The sequence below is a fragment of the Arthrobacter sp. CAN_A2 genome, from assembly GCF_015752045.1.
Classification (GTDB): domain Bacteria; phylum Actinomycetota; class Actinomycetes; order Actinomycetales; family Micrococcaceae; genus Arthrobacter_D.
This window is the reverse complement of the sequence record NZ_JADOUS010000004.1, coordinates 1-17775: the sequence shown is the minus strand read 5'-3', so window position 1 is coordinate 17775 and position 17775 is coordinate 1. Positions and strand designations below refer to the sequence as shown.

The 17775-nt window shown below is 71.4% G+C and carries 15 protein-coding genes; 4 read left to right on the top strand and 11 right to left on the bottom strand.

Annotation, left to right across the window (positions count from 1 at the left end):
* Positions 1 to 7: 7 nt before the first annotated feature.
* Complete coding sequence (locus IWX63_RS06035) at positions 8 to 1951, bottom strand: AMP-binding protein (RefSeq protein ID WP_199277271.1); 1944 nt, start codon at positions 1949 to 1951, stop codon at positions 8 to 10.
* Between the two features lie 192 nt (positions 1952 to 2143).
* Here IWX63_RS06035 and IWX63_RS06030 point away from each other — a divergent pair, with 192 nt between their 5' ends.
* From IWX63_RS06030 to IWX63_RS06015, 4 genes are read left to right on the top strand one after another with little or no spacing between them, the layout of a single operon-like run.
* Positions 2144 to 2788, top strand: a complete 645-nt coding sequence (locus IWX63_RS06030) for a GntR family transcriptional regulator (RefSeq protein WP_199277270.1) — start codon at positions 2144 to 2146, stop codon at positions 2786 to 2788.
* A gap of 56 nt (positions 2789 to 2844) precedes the next feature.
* Positions 2845 to 4365, top strand: coding sequence for an MmgE/PrpD family protein (locus tag IWX63_RS06025; RefSeq protein WP_199277269.1), 1521 nt, complete (start codon positions 2845 to 2847; stop codon positions 4363 to 4365).
* Between the two features lie 9 nt (positions 4366 to 4374).
* Positions 4375 to 5331, top strand: coding sequence for a methylisocitrate lyase (prpB, locus tag IWX63_RS06020; protein WP_199277268.1), 957 nt, complete (start codon positions 4375 to 4377; stop codon positions 5329 to 5331).
* Positions 5328 to 6470 (top strand): bifunctional 2-methylcitrate synthase/citrate synthase, encoded by a 1143-nt coding sequence (locus IWX63_RS06015; RefSeq protein WP_199277267.1) that lies wholly within the window; start codon positions 5328 to 5330, stop codon positions 6468 to 6470. Before prpB ends, IWX63_RS06015 begins: the two co-directional genes overlap by 4 nt.
* A 20-nt stretch (positions 6471 to 6490) precedes the next feature.
* Here the strand turns inward: IWX63_RS06015 and IWX63_RS06010 are convergent, their stop codons facing one another.
* The 10 genes from IWX63_RS06010 to IWX63_RS16750 form a co-directional block, all read right to left on the bottom strand.
* Positions 6491 to 7057 carry an 8-oxo-dGTP diphosphatase gene (locus IWX63_RS06010; protein ID WP_334685686.1) on the bottom strand — a complete coding sequence of 189 codons (567 nt, stop codon included), beginning with the start codon at positions 7055 to 7057 and terminating at the stop codon, positions 6491 to 6493.
* Positions 7050 to 8009 carry a site-specific tyrosine recombinase XerD gene (gene xerD / locus IWX63_RS06005; protein ID WP_199277266.1) on the bottom strand — a complete coding sequence of 320 codons (960 nt, stop codon included), beginning with the start codon at positions 8007 to 8009 and terminating at the stop codon, positions 7050 to 7052. Before xerD ends, IWX63_RS06010 begins: the two co-directional genes overlap by 8 nt.
* 5 nt (positions 8010 to 8014) lie before the next feature.
* Positions 8015 to 8701, bottom strand: coding sequence for an NUDIX domain-containing protein (locus tag IWX63_RS06000; RefSeq protein WP_199277265.1), 687 nt, complete (start codon positions 8699 to 8701; stop codon positions 8015 to 8017).
* Between the two features lies 1 nt (position 8702).
* On the bottom strand, positions 8703 to 10403 hold the full coding sequence (locus IWX63_RS05995) for a CTP synthase (protein ID WP_199277264.1): 1701 nt from the start codon (positions 10401 to 10403) through the stop codon (positions 8703 to 8705).
* Complete coding sequence (gene recN, locus IWX63_RS05990) at positions 10400 to 12127, bottom strand: DNA repair protein RecN (protein ID WP_199277263.1); 1728 nt, start codon at positions 12125 to 12127, stop codon at positions 10400 to 10402. Before recN ends, IWX63_RS05995 begins: the two co-directional genes overlap by 4 nt.
* The gene (locus tag IWX63_RS05985; RefSeq protein WP_199277262.1) at positions 12124 to 13050 is read right to left on the bottom strand and encodes an NAD kinase; all 927 of its coding nucleotides are present in this window, start codon (positions 13048 to 13050) and stop codon (positions 12124 to 12126) included. The genes recN and IWX63_RS05985 overlap by 4 nt, the downstream gene beginning before the upstream one ends.
* A complete protein-coding gene (locus tag IWX63_RS05980) occupies positions 13043 to 13891 on the bottom strand; it encodes a TlyA family RNA methyltransferase (protein ID WP_199277261.1) in 849 nt (282 codons plus the stop codon). The genes IWX63_RS05985 and IWX63_RS05980 overlap by 8 nt, the downstream gene beginning before the upstream one ends.
* Positions 13878 to 14093 carry a hypothetical protein gene (locus IWX63_RS05975; RefSeq protein ID WP_199277260.1) on the bottom strand — a complete coding sequence of 72 codons (216 nt, stop codon included), beginning with the start codon at positions 14091 to 14093 and terminating at the stop codon, positions 13878 to 13880. The genes IWX63_RS05980 and IWX63_RS05975 overlap by 14 nt, the downstream gene beginning before the upstream one ends.
* A gap of 82 nt (positions 14094 to 14175) precedes the next feature.
* Entirely contained in the window at positions 14176 to 15165 is a 990-nt protein-coding gene (locus IWX63_RS05970) for an HAD-IIA family hydrolase (RefSeq protein WP_199277259.1), read from the bottom strand.
* A complete protein-coding gene (locus IWX63_RS16750; protein ID WP_334685685.1) occupies positions 15158 to 16549 on the bottom strand; it encodes a hypothetical protein in 1392 nt (463 codons plus the stop codon). The genes IWX63_RS05970 and IWX63_RS16750 overlap by 8 nt, the downstream gene beginning before the upstream one ends.
* Between the last annotated feature and the right edge of the window lie 1226 nt (positions 16550 to 17775).

Below are 17775 nucleotides of genomic sequence, written 5' to 3'. Positions count from 1 at the left end.
CGTCGGGTCACCCGGCCGGCGTCGGGCGCAGCAGGGGCTCCAGCGCCTCGAGCACCGAGGGGTCCTCGATGGTGGACGGGATGGCGTACGCGGCGCCGGCCGCCATCTGCCGCATCGTCTTGCGCAGGATCTTGCCGGACCGCGTCTTGGGCAGCGCCTCGACGACGACGGCGGACCGGAAGTCGGCCACGGGGCCGATCGTGCGGCGCACCATGGCCACGAGCTCGGCCTCGAGCGTCGCCGGGTCGATGGAGACCCCTGCCTTGAGGACCACGTAGCCGCTCGCGCGCTGTCCCTTGACCGGGTCGTGCAGCCCGAGTACGGCGCATTCGGCCACGGCGGGGTGCTGGGCGATCACCTGCTCGATCGCGCCGGTCGAGAGCCGGTGGCCTGCCACGTTGATGACGTCGTCGGTGCGGCCCATGACGAACAGGTAGCCGTCCTCGTCCAGGTACCCGGAGTCACCGCTCGTGTAGAAGCCCTCGAAGTCGCTGAGGTACGCGTCCCGGTAGCGGTCGTCGCTGCCCCACAGGGTCGTGAGGGTGCCGGGCGGGAGCGGGAGGCGGAGGGCGATGCTCCCCTCGCTCCCGGCCGGAGCGGGTGACCCGCCGGGGTCGAGGATCACGACGTCGAACCCCGGAGAGGGCAGGGACGGCGAGCCGGCCTTCAGCGGCACGCCGCCCAGCCCGCGCGGGTTCGCGCAGATGGGCCACCCGGTCTCCGTCTGCCACCAGTTGTCGACGACGGGCACGCCGAGGACGTCCCCGATCCACTCCGAGGTCCCCGTGTCGAGGCGCTCCCCGGCCGAGAAGAGCGTCTCCAGCGAGGAGAGGTCGTGGGAGCGGACGGCCGCGCCGTCGGGGTCCGCGCGGCGGATGGACCGCAGCGCGGTGGGCGCGGTGAACAGCGCCCTGACGCGGTGCTGTTCGATGAGCCGGCCGAAGGCCCCGGCGTCGGGGGTGCCCACGGGCTTCCCCTCGTACAGGACCGTCGTCGCCCCGGCCAGGAGCGGGCCGTAGACGATGTACGAGTGGCCCACCACCCAGCCGACGTCGGACGCCGTCAGCATCGTGTCACCCGGGCCCACGCCGAAGATCGCCCGCATGGACCAGGCCAGTGCGACGGCGTGCCCGCCGTTGTCGCGCACCACGCCCTTCGGGGATCCGGTGGTGCCGGAGGTGTAGAGGATGTAGAGCGGGTCGGTCGCGGCGACCTCCACCGGCGGGACGGCCTCCGCGGCGGAGACGGCTTCGTCCCAGTCCAGCCACCGCGTCCCGGGCTCCTGGTACCCGGCGACCCCGTGGCCGAAACCGTCGCGCGCCTTGACGACGACGGGGGTCCCCGCGCTGTCGGCGAGCGCGAGCGCTTCCTGGACCGCGGGGAGGTACTCGACGCGCCGGGCGGGTTCGATGCCGCCGTCCGCCGTCACGATCGCCGATGGCCGCGCGTCCCTGATGCGGGCGGCCAGTTCGACGGCGGCGAAGCCCCCGAAGACCACGGAGTGGACGGCGCCGATCCGGGCGCAGGCGAGCATGGCGACGGCGGCCTCGGGGATCATCGGCAGGTAGACGAGCACCCGATCGCCCTTGCCGACACCGAGGCCTGTGAGGACGCCCGCGAAGACGGCGACCTCGTCGCGGAGCTCGGCGTACGTGATGGTGCGGACCGTCCCGAGCATCGCGGAGTCGTGGACGAGGGCCGCCTGGTCACCCCGGCCGGCCTCGACGTGGCGGTCGAGCGCGTTGTAGCTCGTGTTGAGGGAGGCCCCGGGGAACCAGCGGTGCAGCGGGGCCGCGGAGCTGTCCACGGCGACCGTGGGTGGGTTCACCCAGTCGATCGCGCCTGCGGCCTCGAGCCAGAACCGCTCCGGGTCCGCGAGGCTCTGCGCGTGCAGTCGTCGGTAGTCCTGTCCGGGAAGAGCCCCGGGTCCTGCATCGTGTTCAGCAGCCATGGTCGCCCCTCGTCGCGCGTGGATGGTGAGGACCAGTATCCACCATCCCGTTCTGTATACATAGGGGTCATCATCTCCGGTCCAGATCCGTAGATTCTTGTACTTGCGCGCTTCTTTGCATACATTGGAGCCGGTGCTGCGCCGTGACAGCGGGCTGATCGGTACCACCAGGACGAGCCGGAGGAGGCGAGGATGCGGGCCAGTGATCGTGCCTATGCCCTCCTGCGCGCGGACATCGTCGAATGGCGGCTGGCCCCGGGAGACCTGCTCGCCGAGGTGGAGCAGTCGGCGCGGCTCGGAGTCTCGAGGACCCCCCTGCGTGAAGCGCTCTCCCGGCTCGTCGCCGAAGGCCTCGCGAGCCCGCACGCCGGGCGCGGCGTCGTGGTCTCCGCGATCTCGCTGGCGGCCGTCGCCGATCTCTTCGACGTCCGCCTGCCCCTGGAATGCGCCGCCGTCCGGCTCGCCGCCGTGCGCGGCGACCGCGCCGTCTTCGCGGCGCTCGCCGAGGAGTTCGCCCGCGCCGGTCAGCTCATCGGGGACGACGACGGCGGCCAGGAAGCGTACTACGCCCTCGTCGCGCGGCTGGACCAGCAGATCGACGACGCCGCCGCGAACCCCTATCTGCTGCAGGCCCAGAAACCGATCCGCACCCATCTCGCCAGGGTCCGGCGGCTGGCCCGGGACCATCCGTCCCGCCTCCTGGCCTCGGCCCGCGAGCACGAGCAGGTCGCCCTCGCCCTGAGCACCGGCAACGCCGAGCTCGCCGAGGCCTCGATGCGCGTGCACCTCCACACCAGCCTCCACCACCTGCTCGCCCCGGACCCGAGCACGCCCTGAGCCGGCCCGACCCCGCACCATCCCTGAACCAGCCCTGCAGCACCGAGAGGAACACCATGGTCGAACTCCACCCCGTCCGCGTCCACCGCAGTGAGGAGAACCTCCCCCGGGAGGGCCAGCTCGCCTGGAAGATCGCCGAGGTCGCCACGGATCCCGTCGAGGTCACGGCCGATGTCACGGACATGGTCATCAACCGGATCATCGACAACGCCTCCGTCGCGATCGCGTCCCTGAACCGCGCCCCCGTCGTCGCGGCCCGCGCCCAGGCCCTGAGCCACCCGGTGTCCGTCCATGGCTCGGGCGCCGCCGTCTTCGGCGTCGACTCCCCCGTCTCTGCCGAATGGGCCGCGTGGGCCAACGGCGTCGCCGTCCGCGAGCTCGACTACCACGACACGTTCCTCGCCGCGGACTACTCCCATCCGGGCGACAACATCCCGCCCATCCTCGCCGCTGCGCAGCACACCGGCGCCTCGGGCCGGGACCTCGTCCGGGCGATCGCCACCGGCTACGAGATCCAGGTGGACCTCGTGAAGGCCATCTGCCTGCACAAGCACAAGATCGACCACGTCGCCCACCTCGGCCCGTCCGCCGCAGCCGGTATCGGCACGCTGCTCGGCCTGGACGCCGCCGTCATCTTCCACGCCGTCGGACAGGCCCTGCACACCACGACGGCGACCCGCCAGTCCCGCAAGGGCGAGATCTCCACGTGGAAGGCCCACGCCCCTGCCTTCGCCGGGAAGATGGCCGTCGAGGCGATCGACCGCGCCATGCGCGGGCAGACCTCCCCCACGCCCATCTACGAGGGCGAGGACGGCGTGATCGCCTGGCTCCTCGACGGGCCCGAAGCCGCCTACGAGGTGCCCCTGCCCGCGCACGGCGAAGCGAAGCGCGCCATCCTGGACACGTACACCAAGGAGCACTCCGCCGAGTACCAGGCGCAGGCCTGGATCGACCTCGCCCGGCGCCTCCACGGCTCGCACCCCGAGGCCACGGACCCTGCGAACGTCGCCTCCGTCGTCATCCACACGTCCCACCACACCCACTTCGTGATCGGCTCCGGCGCCAACGATCCGCAGAAGTACGATCCCACCGCCTCCCGGGAGACGCTCGACCACTCGATCCCGTACATCTTCACCGTCGCGCTGCAGGACGGCCGCTGGCACCACGAGGACTCCTACGCCCCCGAGCGGGCCGCACGGCCCGACACGGTCGCGCTCTGGCACAAGGTGACCACGCTCGAGGACCCCGAGTGGACCCGCCGCTACCACTCCCTGGACATCGCGGAGAAGGCCTTCGGCGGGCGGGTCGAGATCACGCTCACCGATGGCACCGTCATCACCGACGAGATCGCGGTGGCGGACGCGCACCCCCTCGGTGCCCGGCCGTTCGCCCGTGCGGACTACGTCGCCAAGCTGCGGATGCTCGCGGCGGGCGTCGTCGACGACGCCGAGCTGGACCGCTTCCTCGCCGCCGTCGAGCAGGTGCCGGACCTGCCGGCCGGCTCGCTGGGGCAGCTCAACATCCTCGCGCGCCCCGGCGTCATCGATGCGGCCTCCGCGCCGCAGGGACTCCTCTAGGAGGCGGCCGTGCTGTACTCGAGCGTCACCCCCGAACAGAAGCGCCGGGATCTCAGGGACGGGCTCGCCTCCGGGCGCATCCAGCAGTTCCCGGGCGCCTTCAACCCGCTCTCCGCCCGCCTGATCGCCGACAAGGGATTCGACGGCGTCTACATCTCCGGGGCGGTCATCGCGGCCGATCTCGGCCTGCCGGACATCGGCCTCACGACGCTGACGGAGGTCGCGCAGCGCGCCGGGCAGATCGCGCGCATGACCGACCTGCCGTGCATCGTCGACGCGGACACGGGCTTCGGCGAGCCGATGAACGTGGCCCGCAGCGTGCAGGAGCTCGAGAACGTAGGACTCGCGGGCTGCCACATCGAGGACCAGTTCAACCCGAAGCGCTGCGGGCACCTCGACGGGAAGAACGTCGTCGACCTCGACACGGCCGTGAAGCGGATCCGTGCGGCCGCCGATGCCCGCCGGGACCCGAACTTCCTCATCATGGCGCGCACCGACATCCGCGGCACGGACACGCTGGAGGCCGCCTGCGAGCGGTCGCGGGCCCTCGTCGAGGCCGGTGCCGACGCCATCTTCCCCGAGGCGATGCGGAGCCTCGAGGAGTTCCGCGCCATCCGCGACGCCGTGGATGTGCCGATCCTGGCCAACATGACGGAGTTCGGCAAGAGCGGGCTCTTCACCGTGGAGCAGCTGCAGGAGGTCGGCGTCACCATGGTGATCTACCCCGTCACGCTGCTGCGCAGTGCGATGGGCGCCGCCGAGCGTACGCTGGACTCGATCAGGACGCAGGGCACGCAGGAGCCGGCCGTGGCAGACATGCAGACACGGAGCCGGCTCTATGAACTGGTGGACTACGAGGGGTACAACCGCTTCGACTCCTCCGTCTTCAACTTCGAGATTCCCGACGGCCGCCCGCCGGGCGGCCCCGGATCCACACGACCGACTGCACAGGAGGACCAGGCGTGACAGAACCACAGATCCACAAGGGGCTTGCGGGAGTCGTGGTGGACTACACCGCGGTCTCGAAGGTCAATCCGGACACCAACTCCCTCCTGTACCGGGGATACCCCGTGCAGGAACTCGCCGGGCACCGTGACGTCGAGGACGTCGCCTACCTGCTGTGGAACGGCGAGCTGCCCGATGCCGACGAGCGGGCGCAGTTCGACGCCTTCGAGCGCGCACACCGGGCGCTCCCGGAGCAGGTGGTCGCGGCGATCGACCTGCTGCCGCTGACGGCCCACCCCATGGACGTGGCGCGGACCGCGGTCTCCGTGCTGGGTGCCTGCCACCCGCTGGCGAACGACAACTCGGTCGAGGCGAACATGGAGAAGGCCGCCACGCTCTTCGCGGTGTTCCCCGCCGTCGTCGCCTACGACCAGCGCCGCCGCCGCGGGCAGGCCCGCATGGAGCCCCGCGACGACCTCGGCTACTCGGCGAACTTCCTGTGGATGACCTTCGGCGAGGAGGCCCCCGCCGAGGTGGTGCACGCGTTCGACGTCTCGATGGTCCTGTATGCGGAGCACTCCTTCAACGCGTCCACCTTCACCGCCAGGGTCATCACCTCCACCCTGTCCGACCTGCACTCGGCCGTGACCGGCGCGATCGGCGCCCTCAAGGGCGCACTGCACGGCGGGGCGAACGAGGCCGTCATGCACACCTTCGAGGAGATCGGCATCCGGAAGGACGAGTCCTCCGAGGAGGCCGCCGCCCGCGCGAAGGCGTGGATGGAGGAGGCGCTGGCCTCGAAGAAGAAGGTCATGGGGTTCGGCCACCGCGTGTACAAGAACGGCGATTCGCGGGTCCCGACCATGAAGGCGGCGCTCGACGCCATGATCGGCTACTACGGACGCAGCGAGATCCTGGGGCTGTACTCGGGCCTCGAGACGGCCATGGACGAGGCCAAGGGCATCAAGCCGAACCTGGACTACCCGGCCGGACCCACCTACCACCTGATGGGGTTCGACACCGAGATGTTCACGCCGCTGTTCATCGCCGCGCGCATCACCGGCTGGACGGCGCACATCATGGAGCAGACGGCCTCCAACTCGCTCATCCGGCCCCTGAGCCTCTACGACGGGCCGGACGAGCGGCACGTCGAGGGCTGATCCCGGCGTCGCCGTCGTCCTCAGTCGACGACGGCGACGGCGACGCCCTCGTTGTCGGTGGCCATCACGATCCGGGCCTGCACCGGCCGCCCGGCGAGCAGCGTCGGGATCCAGTGCGGCGCGTCCTGCCACATGTCCTGCCAGGGGATGGCACCGACGCCGTACCAGCGGGGTTCGATCTCCTCGCAGGGCACAGCCGTGGCATCCCCTGCGTCGGCCGCGAACAGGGACGCCGCCATGTTCCAGGCGGGCTGTGCGGGGAACTGCCAGGTGATCGACCCGGCCGCCCGGACCTCGGCCGGCACGAGGTCGATGCCGCTCTCCTCCGCGACCTCACGCACCGCCGCCTCGCGCGCGGTCTCCTGCCCGTCGATCTTCCCGCCGAGGGCCACGACCCGGCCGGTACCGAACCCGGTGCGCTTGAGGCCGAGCAGGACCTGCCTGCCACCGTCCCTGCCAGCGTCCCTGCCAGCGTCCCGGAAGAGGAAGCACAGGACCACCCGCCGGTAGCCGACGCCGTCGATGGTCACCCACTCGCCCGACGGCGCAGGATCGGCTCCCGGGCCCGGCGCCCCGGTGTCAGGCAAGGGCCCGCGGATGAGCCGCCGCGTACACTTCCCGCAGCGTGTCGGCAGTGACGAGCGTGTAGACCTGCGTGGTGGTGACCGACGCGTGGCCGAGGAGTTCCTGCACCACGCGCACGTCCGCCCCGCCCTCGAGCAGGTGCGTCGCGAAGGAGTGCCGGAGGGTGTGGGGCGAGACCTCGCGGGTGACCCCGGCGCGTTCGGCCGCGGTCTTCAGGATGGTCCACGCGCTCTGGCGGCTGAGGCGCCCTCCCCTCATGTTGAGGAAGAGGGCGGGGCTGCCCGTGCCCTTCGCAGCCAGCCCCGGGCGGCCCTGCACGAGGTACGCGTCGACGGCGCGGGCCGCGTAGGAGCCGACGGGCACGAGGCGCTCCTTCGATCCCTTGCCGGTGAGCCGGACGACGGCGGGCCCGTCCGCGGCGTCGTGCACGGAGACGTCGTCGACGTCCAGGCCGACCGCCTCGCTGATCCTGGCCCCGGTCGAGTACAGGAATTCGAGCAGGGCGCGGTCCCGCTGGCCCGACGGCGAGCCGGTGTCGACGGCCTCGAGGATCCGCACGACCTCCGGGACCGGGATGGCCTTCGGCAGGCGACGTCCCGCCATGGGCGGGTGCACGTCGCGGGCCGGGTCCCCCTCGGTGATGCCCTCCAGGGCCCAGAACCGGTGCAGACCCCGGACCGCGACGATGGTCCGTGCGGCGGACCGCGGGCTCAGGGGTGACAGGCCGTCCTCCCCCGAGACGACGGCCTGCGCGAAGGCGGAGACGTCATGGCGCGTGACGCGGGCGGCGTCCTCCACGTCCCGGGAGCCGAGGAACGCCTCGTACCGCCGCAGGTCGCGCCGGTAGGCCGCGAGCGTGTTGGCCGACAGACCGCGTTCCACGGACATGTGCTGCAGGTAGTTGCGGACGAGCACCGTCAGCGGCCCGTCGTCCGCGGGTGCCGTTCCCGGCATGGCCGTCAGTCCCCGAGCACCGCACCGCGCGGCCAGGCGGAGTGCTGGCTGGGGTGCTCGGGCCAGGGCGTCGACGCCGGGCGGAGGCCGGCGAAGCCGTCCTCGCGTGCCACCCGCGCCGCGAGGATCGCGGCCGCCGCGGACGGGCTGTGGATGCGCCCCTCGAGGACCGCATCCACGGCGGCGTCCAGGTCCACCCACTTCAGCTCGATCTCGGCCTCCTCGTGGGTACGCGTGTGCCGGTCCGCCTCGGGGACGTCCCCGATGTCGCGTGCCAGGTAGACGCGCAGGGCCTCCGAGGAGGAGCCCGGCGAGAGGAACAGGTCGACGAGCACGTGCCACCGCCCGGCCGTGAGGTCGGCTTCCTCGGCGAGCTCGCGCGCAGCGGCATCGACGAAGTCCTCGCCCTCCTCGTCGAGCAGGCCGGCGGGGATCTCCCACAGCGCCATCCGTACCGGGTGCCGATACTGGCGCAGCAGGAGGACCTTGCCGTCGTCGTCGAGCACGAGCACGGCGACCGCGCCCGGGTGCTGGATGAAGTCCCGGGTGATGGCCTCGCCGTCGCCGGTCAGCGTGAACTGCTCGCTGACGACGTCCCACACCCGCCCCTCGTAGACCGTGGTGGTCCCGAGGAGCCGGCGCGGGCTCTGCTCGTCACCGAAACCGGCGTCGCCGGCCCCCGAGGGCTGCACGTCAGACCTTCGCGCCGCGGCGGTCGAGGGCCGCCTTGACCAGGCCGGCGAACAGCGGGTGCGGCCGTGTGGGCCGCGAGCTCAGTTCGGGGTGGGCCTGCGTCGCGACGTAGTACGGGTGGACGTCCTTCGGCAGCTCCGCGAACTCGACCAGCTTGCCGTCCGTCGTCGTGCCGGAGAACACCAGGCCGGCATCGGCGATCTGCTCGCGGTACTCGTTGTTCACCTCGTAGCGGTGGCGGTGGCGTTCGAACACCGTCGTCCTGCCGTAGGTCCCGGCGACCACGGAGCCTTCCTGGAGCTTGGCCTCCCAGCGTCCCAGGCGCATGGTGCCGCCCATGTCGCCCTCGCCGCTGACGATGTGGAGCTGCTCGGCCATGGTCGCGATGACCGGGTACTCCGTGTCCGGCTCGAACTCGGTCGACGACGCGCCCTCGAGGCCGACGACGTTCCGTGCGTATTCGATGACCATGCACTGCAGTCCGAGGCAGAGGCCCAGGGTGGGGATCTTGTTCTCCCGGGCGTAGGTGAGCGCGCCGAGCTTGCCCTCCAGGCCGCGGATGCCGAAGCCGCCCGGGATGCAGATGGCGTCGACGCCGTCGAGGGCCTGCCTGGCACCCTCCGGGGTCTGGCAATCGTCCGAGGGCACCCACTTGATGGTGACCTTCGTCTTGTTCGCGAAACCGCCGGCGCGCAGCGCCTCGGTCACGGAGAGGTACGCGTCGGGCAGGTCGATGTACTTGCCGACGAGCGCCACCTCGACGTGGTGCTTCGGGTTGTGGACGACGTCGAGGAGCTTGTTCCACCGGGTCCAGTTGACGTCCTTGAACTTCAGGTCGAGCGCCTGGACGATGTACGCGTCGAGGCCCTGGGCGTGGAGCGTCTTCGGGATGTCGTAGATGCTCGGCGCGTCGGCCGCGTTCACGACCGCGTCGACGTCGACGTCGCACATCCGGCCGATCTTCTCGCGCATCGCCATCGGCACCTCACGGTCCGAACGGATCACGATGGCGTCGGGCTGGATACCGATGGAGCGCAGCATCGCCACGGAGTGCTGGGTGGGCTTGGTCTTGAGTTCCTGCGAGGGCCCGATGTACGGGACCAGGGAGACATGGAGGAAGAAGACGTTGTTCCGGCCGATGTCCTGGCGGACCTGACGGGCCGACTCGAGGAAGGGCTGCGACTCGATGTCGCCGACCGTCCCGCCGATCTCGGTGATGATGACGTCCGGCGCCTTCTTGCCCTGCACGTGCTCGGCCGGCAGGCGCATGCGGCGCTTGATCTCGTCGGTGATGTGAGGGATGACCTGCACGGTGTCGCCGAGGTACTCGCCGCGGCGTTCCTTCGCGATGACCGTCGAATACACCTGGCCGGTCGTGACGTTCGCCGACCCGTCGAGGTTCTCGTCGAGGAACCGCTCGTAGTGTCCGATGTCGAGGTCGGTCTCTGCGCCGTCGTCCGTCACGAAGACTTCACCGTGCTGGAACGGGTTCATCGTGCCGGGGTCGACATTGAGGTAGGGATCAAGCTTCTGCATCGTCACGGAGAGGCCGCGCGCCCTCAGGAGGTGACCCAGGCTGGAGGCCGTCAGTCCCTTGCCGAGTGAGGAGGCCACGCCGCCAGTCACGAAGATGTGCTTGGTCGTTGCGGATTTAAGGAACCGGGAGTTTAGTTGCTGCGCCACGGAATTCGAGACTATCACCGAGCGGCCGTCCGGGCAGCATCGGCCAGCAGTTCCTCGGCGTGGGCGCGCGCCGAGGCCGAGTCCTCCTGGCCCGCGAGCATCCTCGCGAGCTCGCGGACGCGTTCGTCGTCGGACAGCACCTCGACGTCGCTGGCCGTCACGCCCCCGCCCTCGCCGTCCCGGGAGACGTTCTTCGTGACCCGGATGTGGCGGGCGGCGAAGGCGGCGACCTGCGGCAGGTGGGTCACGACGATGACCTGCACGTGCTCGGCCAGCATGGCCAGCCGGCGTCCGATCTCGACGGCGGCCTTCCCTCCCACGCCCGCGTCCACCTCGTCGAACACGAAGGTGGGCACCGGGTCGACGGCGGCGAGGACCACCTCGATCGCGAGCATGACACGCGAGAGCTCTCCACCGGATGCCCCCTTGCCGAGGGCGCGTGGCGCCGAGCCGGGATGCGGCTGCAGGTTGAAGGCGATCTCGTCCGCGCCGTGGACGGTCAGCGACTCGCCCGGCGTGACCTCGATCAGCAGTTCGGCGTCCGGCATGGCCAGCGCCGTCAGCTCGTCGCTCACCTTCCGCGCGAGGCTCTCGGCCGAGGCGCGGCGCAGGGAGGACAGCGTGTCGGCGAATCCGTGCACCTGCCCGTCCAGGTCGGCGATGACGTCGTCGAGCTCCTCCACGCGGGAGGAGTCGCCGCTGAGTTCGAGCAGCCGTTCGACGGCGTCCTCCTGCCAGGCGAGCACCTCGTCGATGGTGGGGGCGTACTTCCGGACGAGGACGGAGAGCGCGGCCCTGCGCGACTCGACCTCCTCGAGCCGGCCGGCACCCTCGCTGTCGAGCGCCGTCCCGTAGCCGGCGAGCTCTGCGGAGATGTCGGCCAGGAGGTAGCCCACCTCCGCGAGCCGCTCGGCGAGCCGGCCCAGGTCGGCGTCGTGCTCGGCGACCGCCTCGAGCTGGCGCTTCGCCTCGTCGACCAGGGAGACCGCGTCGGCGCTGGCTCCGATCTCCTCGGACACGAGGGCCTGATGGGCCACGAGCGCCGCGGTGCGCAGCTCCTCGACGTTGCCGAGGCGCATCGACTCGGCCTTCAGGGCGGCGTCCTCCCCCGGCTGGGGTTCGAGGTCGCCGATCTCCGTCAGCGCCGCTTCGAGGCCCTCGGCCTCCCGCAGGCGTTCCCGCGCCTCGCTCCTCAGCCGGTCCCGCTCGGCAAGGGCATCGCGCCACTGGCGGAACGCCTCACCGTAGGCACGGAGGGCCTCCTCGACGGGCCTGCCGCCGAACTTGTCGAGCGCCTGCCGCTGCGCGGCGGCGCCCTTCAGCCGCAGCTGGTCCGACTGCCCGTGCACGACGACGAGTTCGTCGCCCAGCTCGGCGAGGACCCCGACGGGCGCGGCACGGCCGCCCACGTAGGCGCGGCTGCGACCCTCGCTGGTCACGGTGCGGGCGAGGATCAGTTCCGCGACGCCGTCGTACTCCTCCAGGGCGGCACCAGCCTCGGCGGCCCGCAGGGCGGCCGGACTCGTCGGTTCGAGCCGCAGCACCGCCTCGGCGGACGCCGACCCGGCGCCGAGCCGGACGGCGCCGGCGTCGGACCGGGCACCGCGGAGAAGTCCGAGGGCCGTGATGACCATCGTCTTGCCCGCGCCGGTCTCCCCGGTGACGACCGTCAGGCCGGGACCGAGGCGGAGGGTGGCGTCGGTGATGACGCCGAGGTCGCGGATGCGCATTTCCTCGATCATCGTATGGGTCCGTCCTGGTGCTGCACGGGGCCCCGCCAGCCCTGGGTGGGCAGTTCGAACTTGCGGACGAGGCGCTCGGAGAACGGCGTCTGCCGGGTGCGGGCGAGGCGCACCGGGTTGTCGGAGCGCCGCACCTCGACGCGTGCCCCGGGCGGGAGGTCGATGCTCCGCCGGCCGTCGCACCACAGCACGCCCGCGGCATTGGTCCGGGTCAGCAGCTCGACGGCGAGCACGGAGGTGGGGGCGACCACGAGCGGCTTCGCGAACAGGGCGTGGGCGCTGATGGGCACCATGAGCAGCGCCTCCACCTCCGGCCACACGATGGGTCCGCCGGCGGAGAACGCATACGCGGTCGATCCGGTCGGGGTGGCGAGGACCACGCCGTCGCAGCCGAAGGAGCTGACCGGGCGGCCGTCGACCTCCATGACCACCTCGATCATCCGTTCACGGCTCGCCTTCTCGATGGCGGCCTCGTTCAGCGCCCAGCTGCGCCCGAGCAGGGTGTCGCCCTGCCAGACGAGGACCTCGATGGTGGTCCTCTCCTCGACGGTGTAGCTGCGCTCCGCGATCCAGCGCACCGTCTCGGCGAGATCCGCCCGCTCGCTCTCCGCGAGGAAGCCCACATGCCCGAGGTTGACGCCGAGCAGCGGGATGTCGGCCTCCCGCACGAGCTCCGCGGCGCGCAGGATCGTGCCGTCACCGCCGAGGACCATGACGAGCTCGACATCGCCGAAGTCGACGCCGTCCCCCAACTCCTCGGCGGGCGCGGCGAGGGCGCCGTACTCTCCCTGGAGATCGGCGAGTTCCTCCTGACGCATGACGGGCTGGAGCCCGAGGTCGTGGAGGCGCGTACACGCCTCCTGCGCCGCGATCATCGCGTTCCTGCGGCCGGTGTGCGCGAGCACCAGAATTCGTCTACTCATCAAGCTCCGTCTGATTGGTCGGTCGGGGCGGCGGGAAGAGTGCTGCCTGGGCGAGCGCCTGTTCCGTCAGCCGGTCGAGCTCCCCCTCGATCCTAGGCACCATCGCCCGGCTCGGCATCTTTATCCACACGAAGTACTCGAGGTTGCCATCCTGTCCGGGCAATTCGCTCTGCGCGAGGCCGGCGATATCGAGACCGCGTTCGAGGGCGCTGCGCAGCACTCCGGCCACGGCGCGACGGCGGGCCTCCGGTGAGGTGACGACGCCGAGCCGGTTGAGGCCGCTGCGACCCACCTCGAACTGGGGTTTGACCATCAGGAGCAGGTCCCCGCCGGGGAGCGTAGCGCCCGCGAGGGCGGCCATTACCAGCCGGAGGGAGATGAACGAGAGATCGGCGACGGTCAGCTGCACCGGCCCGCCGATGTCGCCCGGCTCGAGGTGGCGGACGTTCATGCCCTCGAAGACGTGCACCCGCGGGTCGTCGCGGAGCTGCTGCACGAGCTGCCCGTGTCCGACGTCGACCGCCGCCACCTCGCGCGCGCCGCGCCGGAGCAGGACATCCGTGAACCCGCCGGTGGAGGCCCCGGCGTCGAGGCAGCGCCTGGCCGCCGGGTCGATGGCGGGGAAGGCGCGGAGGGCGCCGTCGAGCTTGGTGCCCGCACGGCTCACGTAGTCCTCGCCCTGCTCCTCGACGGAGAGGATGTCCTCGGGCGGCACCGGGATCGAGGGCTTCCGCACGACGACGTCGCCGCGGAGCACCCTGCCCGCGGTGATGAGCTGGGCCGCGTGCGAGCGGGAGCGTGCAAGCCCCCGGGCCACGAGTTCCTGGTCAAGGCGAGCCATGGGCTCCCGCCTGACGGAGTGTCCGGTCCGGGTCCAGCTCGCCGGCCAGGCGGTCGTGGACATCCAGGTACAGGCCGGTGTGCTCCGTGACCGGGAGGTCCTCCAGTCCGTCGAGGAGGGCGATGATCCGATCGACGGTCGCATCTCCCGTCGACGAGGACGGCGTGCTGCCATCCGCAGCGGTGGCCTGCGCCTCGTCCATCGGGTCCCTTCCTGTTGCCCTGCCGGGTGTCCGCCCGGGTGCTGCTGCCGCGCCCTGCGCGTGCTGTTCGCGCCGTTCCAGCCTAGCCAGCGCTCTCGAAGCCCACGTCAGGCGCGGCCGCCGTCGTGATCGTCGGGTGAGCTGCCCACCAGGCGCCGCAGGCCGCGCGCCAGCTGTCGACGTCGTCCTCGCGGCCGGTCACGGTCACCGTCGAGCCCGAGACGCGGGCCGTCGCACCGTTGCACGTGTAGGTGCCGTCGTCGCCGGTGACCACGGGGTAGGCCTCGTACAGCTCCGCGAGGGATCCGAGGAGGTAGTCCGGACGCTCGTCGGCGCGTGCCGCCAGGGCCGTCCTGACCGAGTCCACACCGGTGAGGACGAGGGCCGTGGCCATGCCTGCCCGGTTGCCGCCCAGGATGTCCGTGTCAAGGCGGTCCCCCACGACGAGGGCGCGCTCGGCGCCGGAGTGGCGGGCAGCCGTCCGGAAGAGGGCCGCCTCCGGCTTGCCCGCCACCGAGGGCGACTGTCCGGTCGCAGCGGCGACCGCGGCGACCAGGGTCCCGTTGCCGGGCGCGATCCCCCGCTCCTGCGGGATGGACATGTCCGTGTTGGTCGCAACCCACACGGCGCCCGCAGCGACGGCGTAGGCAGCCTCGGCGAGGTCCTTCCAGCCGAGTGCGGGTGAGAATCCCTGGATGACGGCGTCCGGCCGGTCGTCGGCCGATCGGACGACGACGAGCCCCTGCTCCCGGACGCACTCCGCGAGGGTCTCGCTGCCGACCACGAGCACCGACGAGCCGGCGGGCACCAGGCCGGCCAGCAGTTCGGCGCCCGCCCGTGCGGAACCGAAGACCTGCTCGGCACGGGCCGGCGCGCCGAGTTCACGCAAGTGCGTGGCCACCTGCTCGGAGGACCGCGATGCGTTGTTCGTGACGTAGGCGAGGCTCTTGCCTTCGTCCGCGAGCCGGTCCAGGGCGGCCGTGGCGCCCGGAATCGCGCTCGGTCCGGCGTACACGACACCGTCGAGGTCCGCGAGGACGCCGTCGTAGGCATCGATCAGCCGATCAGTCATCGACAGCATCCTTCGACTGCGTCGGGGCCGACGCCTCGGAGAACTCGATCGGAAGCGACGGGGCCGCAGCAGTGCCCTGATCTCGGGCACCCTCGGCACCCTCAGCACCCTCAGCACCCTTGCCGGCCTCGCCGGCCGACCGCGCGAAGTCCGCGTCCCCCGCGTCATCCATGCTGAACAGCATCTCGGTCTGGAGCGGCTGGGCCGACGCGACGGACTCACCGGCCGGGATGGCGTCTACGCGCACCGGGCCGGCCGAGCCGTCCGCCGACTGGTCCTCGCCTGCCCGGACGTCAGCGGATTCATGGTCTTCCACGGCTGCTGCCGGCACACCCTCTTCTGTCAGGGCACCCTCTTCTTTCGGGGCAGCGGCCGGCTCATTCCCGCCCTGGTGCTCCCCGTCGATCGCGTGCCCGGTGGCGTGCGTGTCCTGCTCCACGGCCTCGGTCGAGGTGCCATCGGAGGGCTGCTCGTTTCCAGCGGGTGCTTCGGCCCCGGCCACCGCGTCGACGGCTCCGACCTCCACGCTGTCCGCATCATCCGCTGCGCCAGCGCGGGCCGTCGTGTCTGCGCTGTCCACGGGGTCAGCGCCGCCCACGGGGTCAGCAGCGTCGGAGAGCGAATCAGCCTCCGAGGGTTCACCGGCGTGCTCGTCGGTCCCTGCCGACGCCTCGTCCCCAGGCACATCAGCACCTTCTGTGCTGCGTGCGGGAGTACCGAGGATCTCCGCCACCTTCGGCACCGGCATCGGAGCGGGCTCGTCGTCCTCGCCGAGGTCGATGATGTCGGGCTCGAGCTCGTCGTCCAGACCGAGGGCCTTCTCAGCGACCCGCGCCTGACGGCGCCACTTCTCCGACTCTCCGGATCGGCCGACCGCATCGAGCGCCGCCGCATACGCGCGGAACAGACGGGGGGTGAAGGAGAACGCCCTGTGCAGGTCGAGCTGGGGGATCTCCAGGGCAGCGACGGCCGCATCGAGCTGGCCCAGGTCCGCCCGTGCACCGGAGACGACCATCGCGAGTTCAGCCTTGCCCGCGGCATCCAGCGACTCGGCCTCCTCGCTGCGGGCAAGGTCCAGCGCCCTGTCGGGACGCCCCAGACCGCGCTCACAGTCGGCCATGACCGGGAGGTGGACGTTCGAGCCGCTGATCCTGCGGAACGTCCGGAATTCGCGCAGTGCTTCGCCGTAGTGGCCCGCTCCGTACGCGGTCAGCCCGACGGCTTCCCGGACCGCGGCCAATCGTCCACCGCGGCGGCTGGCAGCCAGAGCGTGCTGGAAGGCCAGCTCCGGGTCGAGGTCGAGGAGGCGACCCGCCATCACGAGGTGCTTGGCGACCCAGAGAGCGCTTCGTTCCTCGAGGTTACGGATCTGGGCCCTCGTCACACGGTCGAGCTCGTCGCCTTTGACGTCCTCGTCGATCTCCGGGGAACGCTCGCGATCAGGTCGGTTGGCACTCCGGAGATCCCGCGCATTGTGGGGTCGCGGTGCTGCAGACTCTTCCGATCCGTACCCCTGGTGCCGATCGCTGTCCCGGCGGTCGGAGCCGGCGCCCCTCTCCGGGCGATCCGATGGTCGACGGTAGGAGCTGCCGCGCTCGGGTGAACGCCGCTGCCCGGCGGACTGCCCCTCTCCGGAGGCGGAACGAGACTGCCAGGGACGCTCGCGGCCCTCGTCCGACCGCCGCGTCGGTGCCTGGCCCTGTCCTGCAGACCGTGGCTGCCGGTCGGCAGCCGACCCCGACGACGACCCGCCTCGGGACGCGGATCCCCTCAACTGGGCACCTCGGCCGTCCCCGGAACCCCTCGCCGGTCGCTCAGCAGATCGGGGTGCCGTCCGGTCCGGATTCTGGCCCCTGCGGTCACTTCCCGGCTGACTGCCGGCACCGTCCCTGCCCTGACCCGTCCGGCCCTCGCGTGGTCGATCCGGACGGTCACGCCGATCATCCTGGCCGGCTCGTTCCGGTCGCCCGCTCCGGGGGCCCGAACCACGTGTGTCCGATTGCCCCTTCCAGGCCGGTCGATCGCCCGGGGGGCGTCCTGTGCTGCCCGACCCCCGGGTGCCGTCATCACTCGAAGCTCGGCCACCGCTTCCGGCGCGATCGTCGCTCCCCGCGCGATCGTCGTTCTCGGTGCGCGGCGTCGTCGAGCGGGCGCCCTGGCCGGCCGACTTCGAGCCCCAGGAGTGACGGCGTTCGGACTGACCCGACCCTCCCTGACTACCATCCGCTGCCTCATCCGACCGGCGGGGGTTTCCGTCTCGTCCGGCGGTGGGCTCCTGCTCAGTCATGGCAGCGCGGTCCTCTCATCAAGTTCCGGCATCTCTACCGGCGGGTCTCTATTTTGCTATGGGTGTTACCTCTCTATGGAACCACGAAGCAGCCGGCCCAACTCCATCGGGATCCCAGAATCGGCCCCTTGTGATGCACGCCTCTGCTTCCCGGAGCCGGCGGCCGCCCGTCCCCGTATCGCGTGACGACCCGTCATGGGTTCCCGGCCTTATGTGGCCCTTCGCATTTAGGCGTGGTTGGTTCGTTTCGCGCGGTAGGGGCGGTGGCCGCCGGCAGCGAGTAGGCAGCGGAGTCTGTAGTTGGTGAAGTTACGGAATCCGCG

Bases quoted from the DNA above. Each gene is read 5' to 3' on its own strand.
- IWX63_RS06035 (WP_199277271.1), bottom strand. From the start codon at position 1,951: ATGGCTGCTGAACACGATGCAGGACCCGGGGCTCTTCCCGGACAGGAC.
- IWX63_RS06030 (WP_199277270.1), top strand. From the start codon at position 2,144: ATGCGGGCCAGTGATCGTGCCTATGCCCTCCTGCGCGCGGACATCGTC.
- IWX63_RS06025 (WP_199277269.1), top strand. From the start codon at position 2,845: ATGGTCGAACTCCACCCCGTCCGCGTCCACCGCAGTGAGGAGAACCTC.
- xerD (WP_199277266.1), bottom strand. From the start codon at position 8,009: ATGCCGGGAACGGCACCCGCGGACGACGGGCCGCTGACGGTGCTCGTC.
- recN (WP_199277263.1), bottom strand. From the start codon at position 12,127: ATGATCGAGGAAATGCGCATCCGCGACCTCGGCGTCATCACCGACGCC.
- IWX63_RS05985 (WP_199277262.1), bottom strand. From the start codon at position 13,050: ATGAGTAGACGAATTCTGGTGCTCGCGCACACCGGCCGCAGGAACGCG.
- IWX63_RS05980 (WP_199277261.1), bottom strand. From the start codon at position 13,891: ATGGCTCGCCTTGACCAGGAACTCGTGGCCCGGGGGCTTGCACGCTCC.
- IWX63_RS05975 (WP_199277260.1), bottom strand. From the start codon at position 14,093: ATGGACGAGGCGCAGGCCACCGCTGCGGATGGCAGCACGCCGTCCTCG.
- IWX63_RS05970 (WP_199277259.1), bottom strand. From the start codon at position 15,165: ATGACTGATCGGCTGATCGATGCCTACGACGGCGTCCTCGCGGACCTC.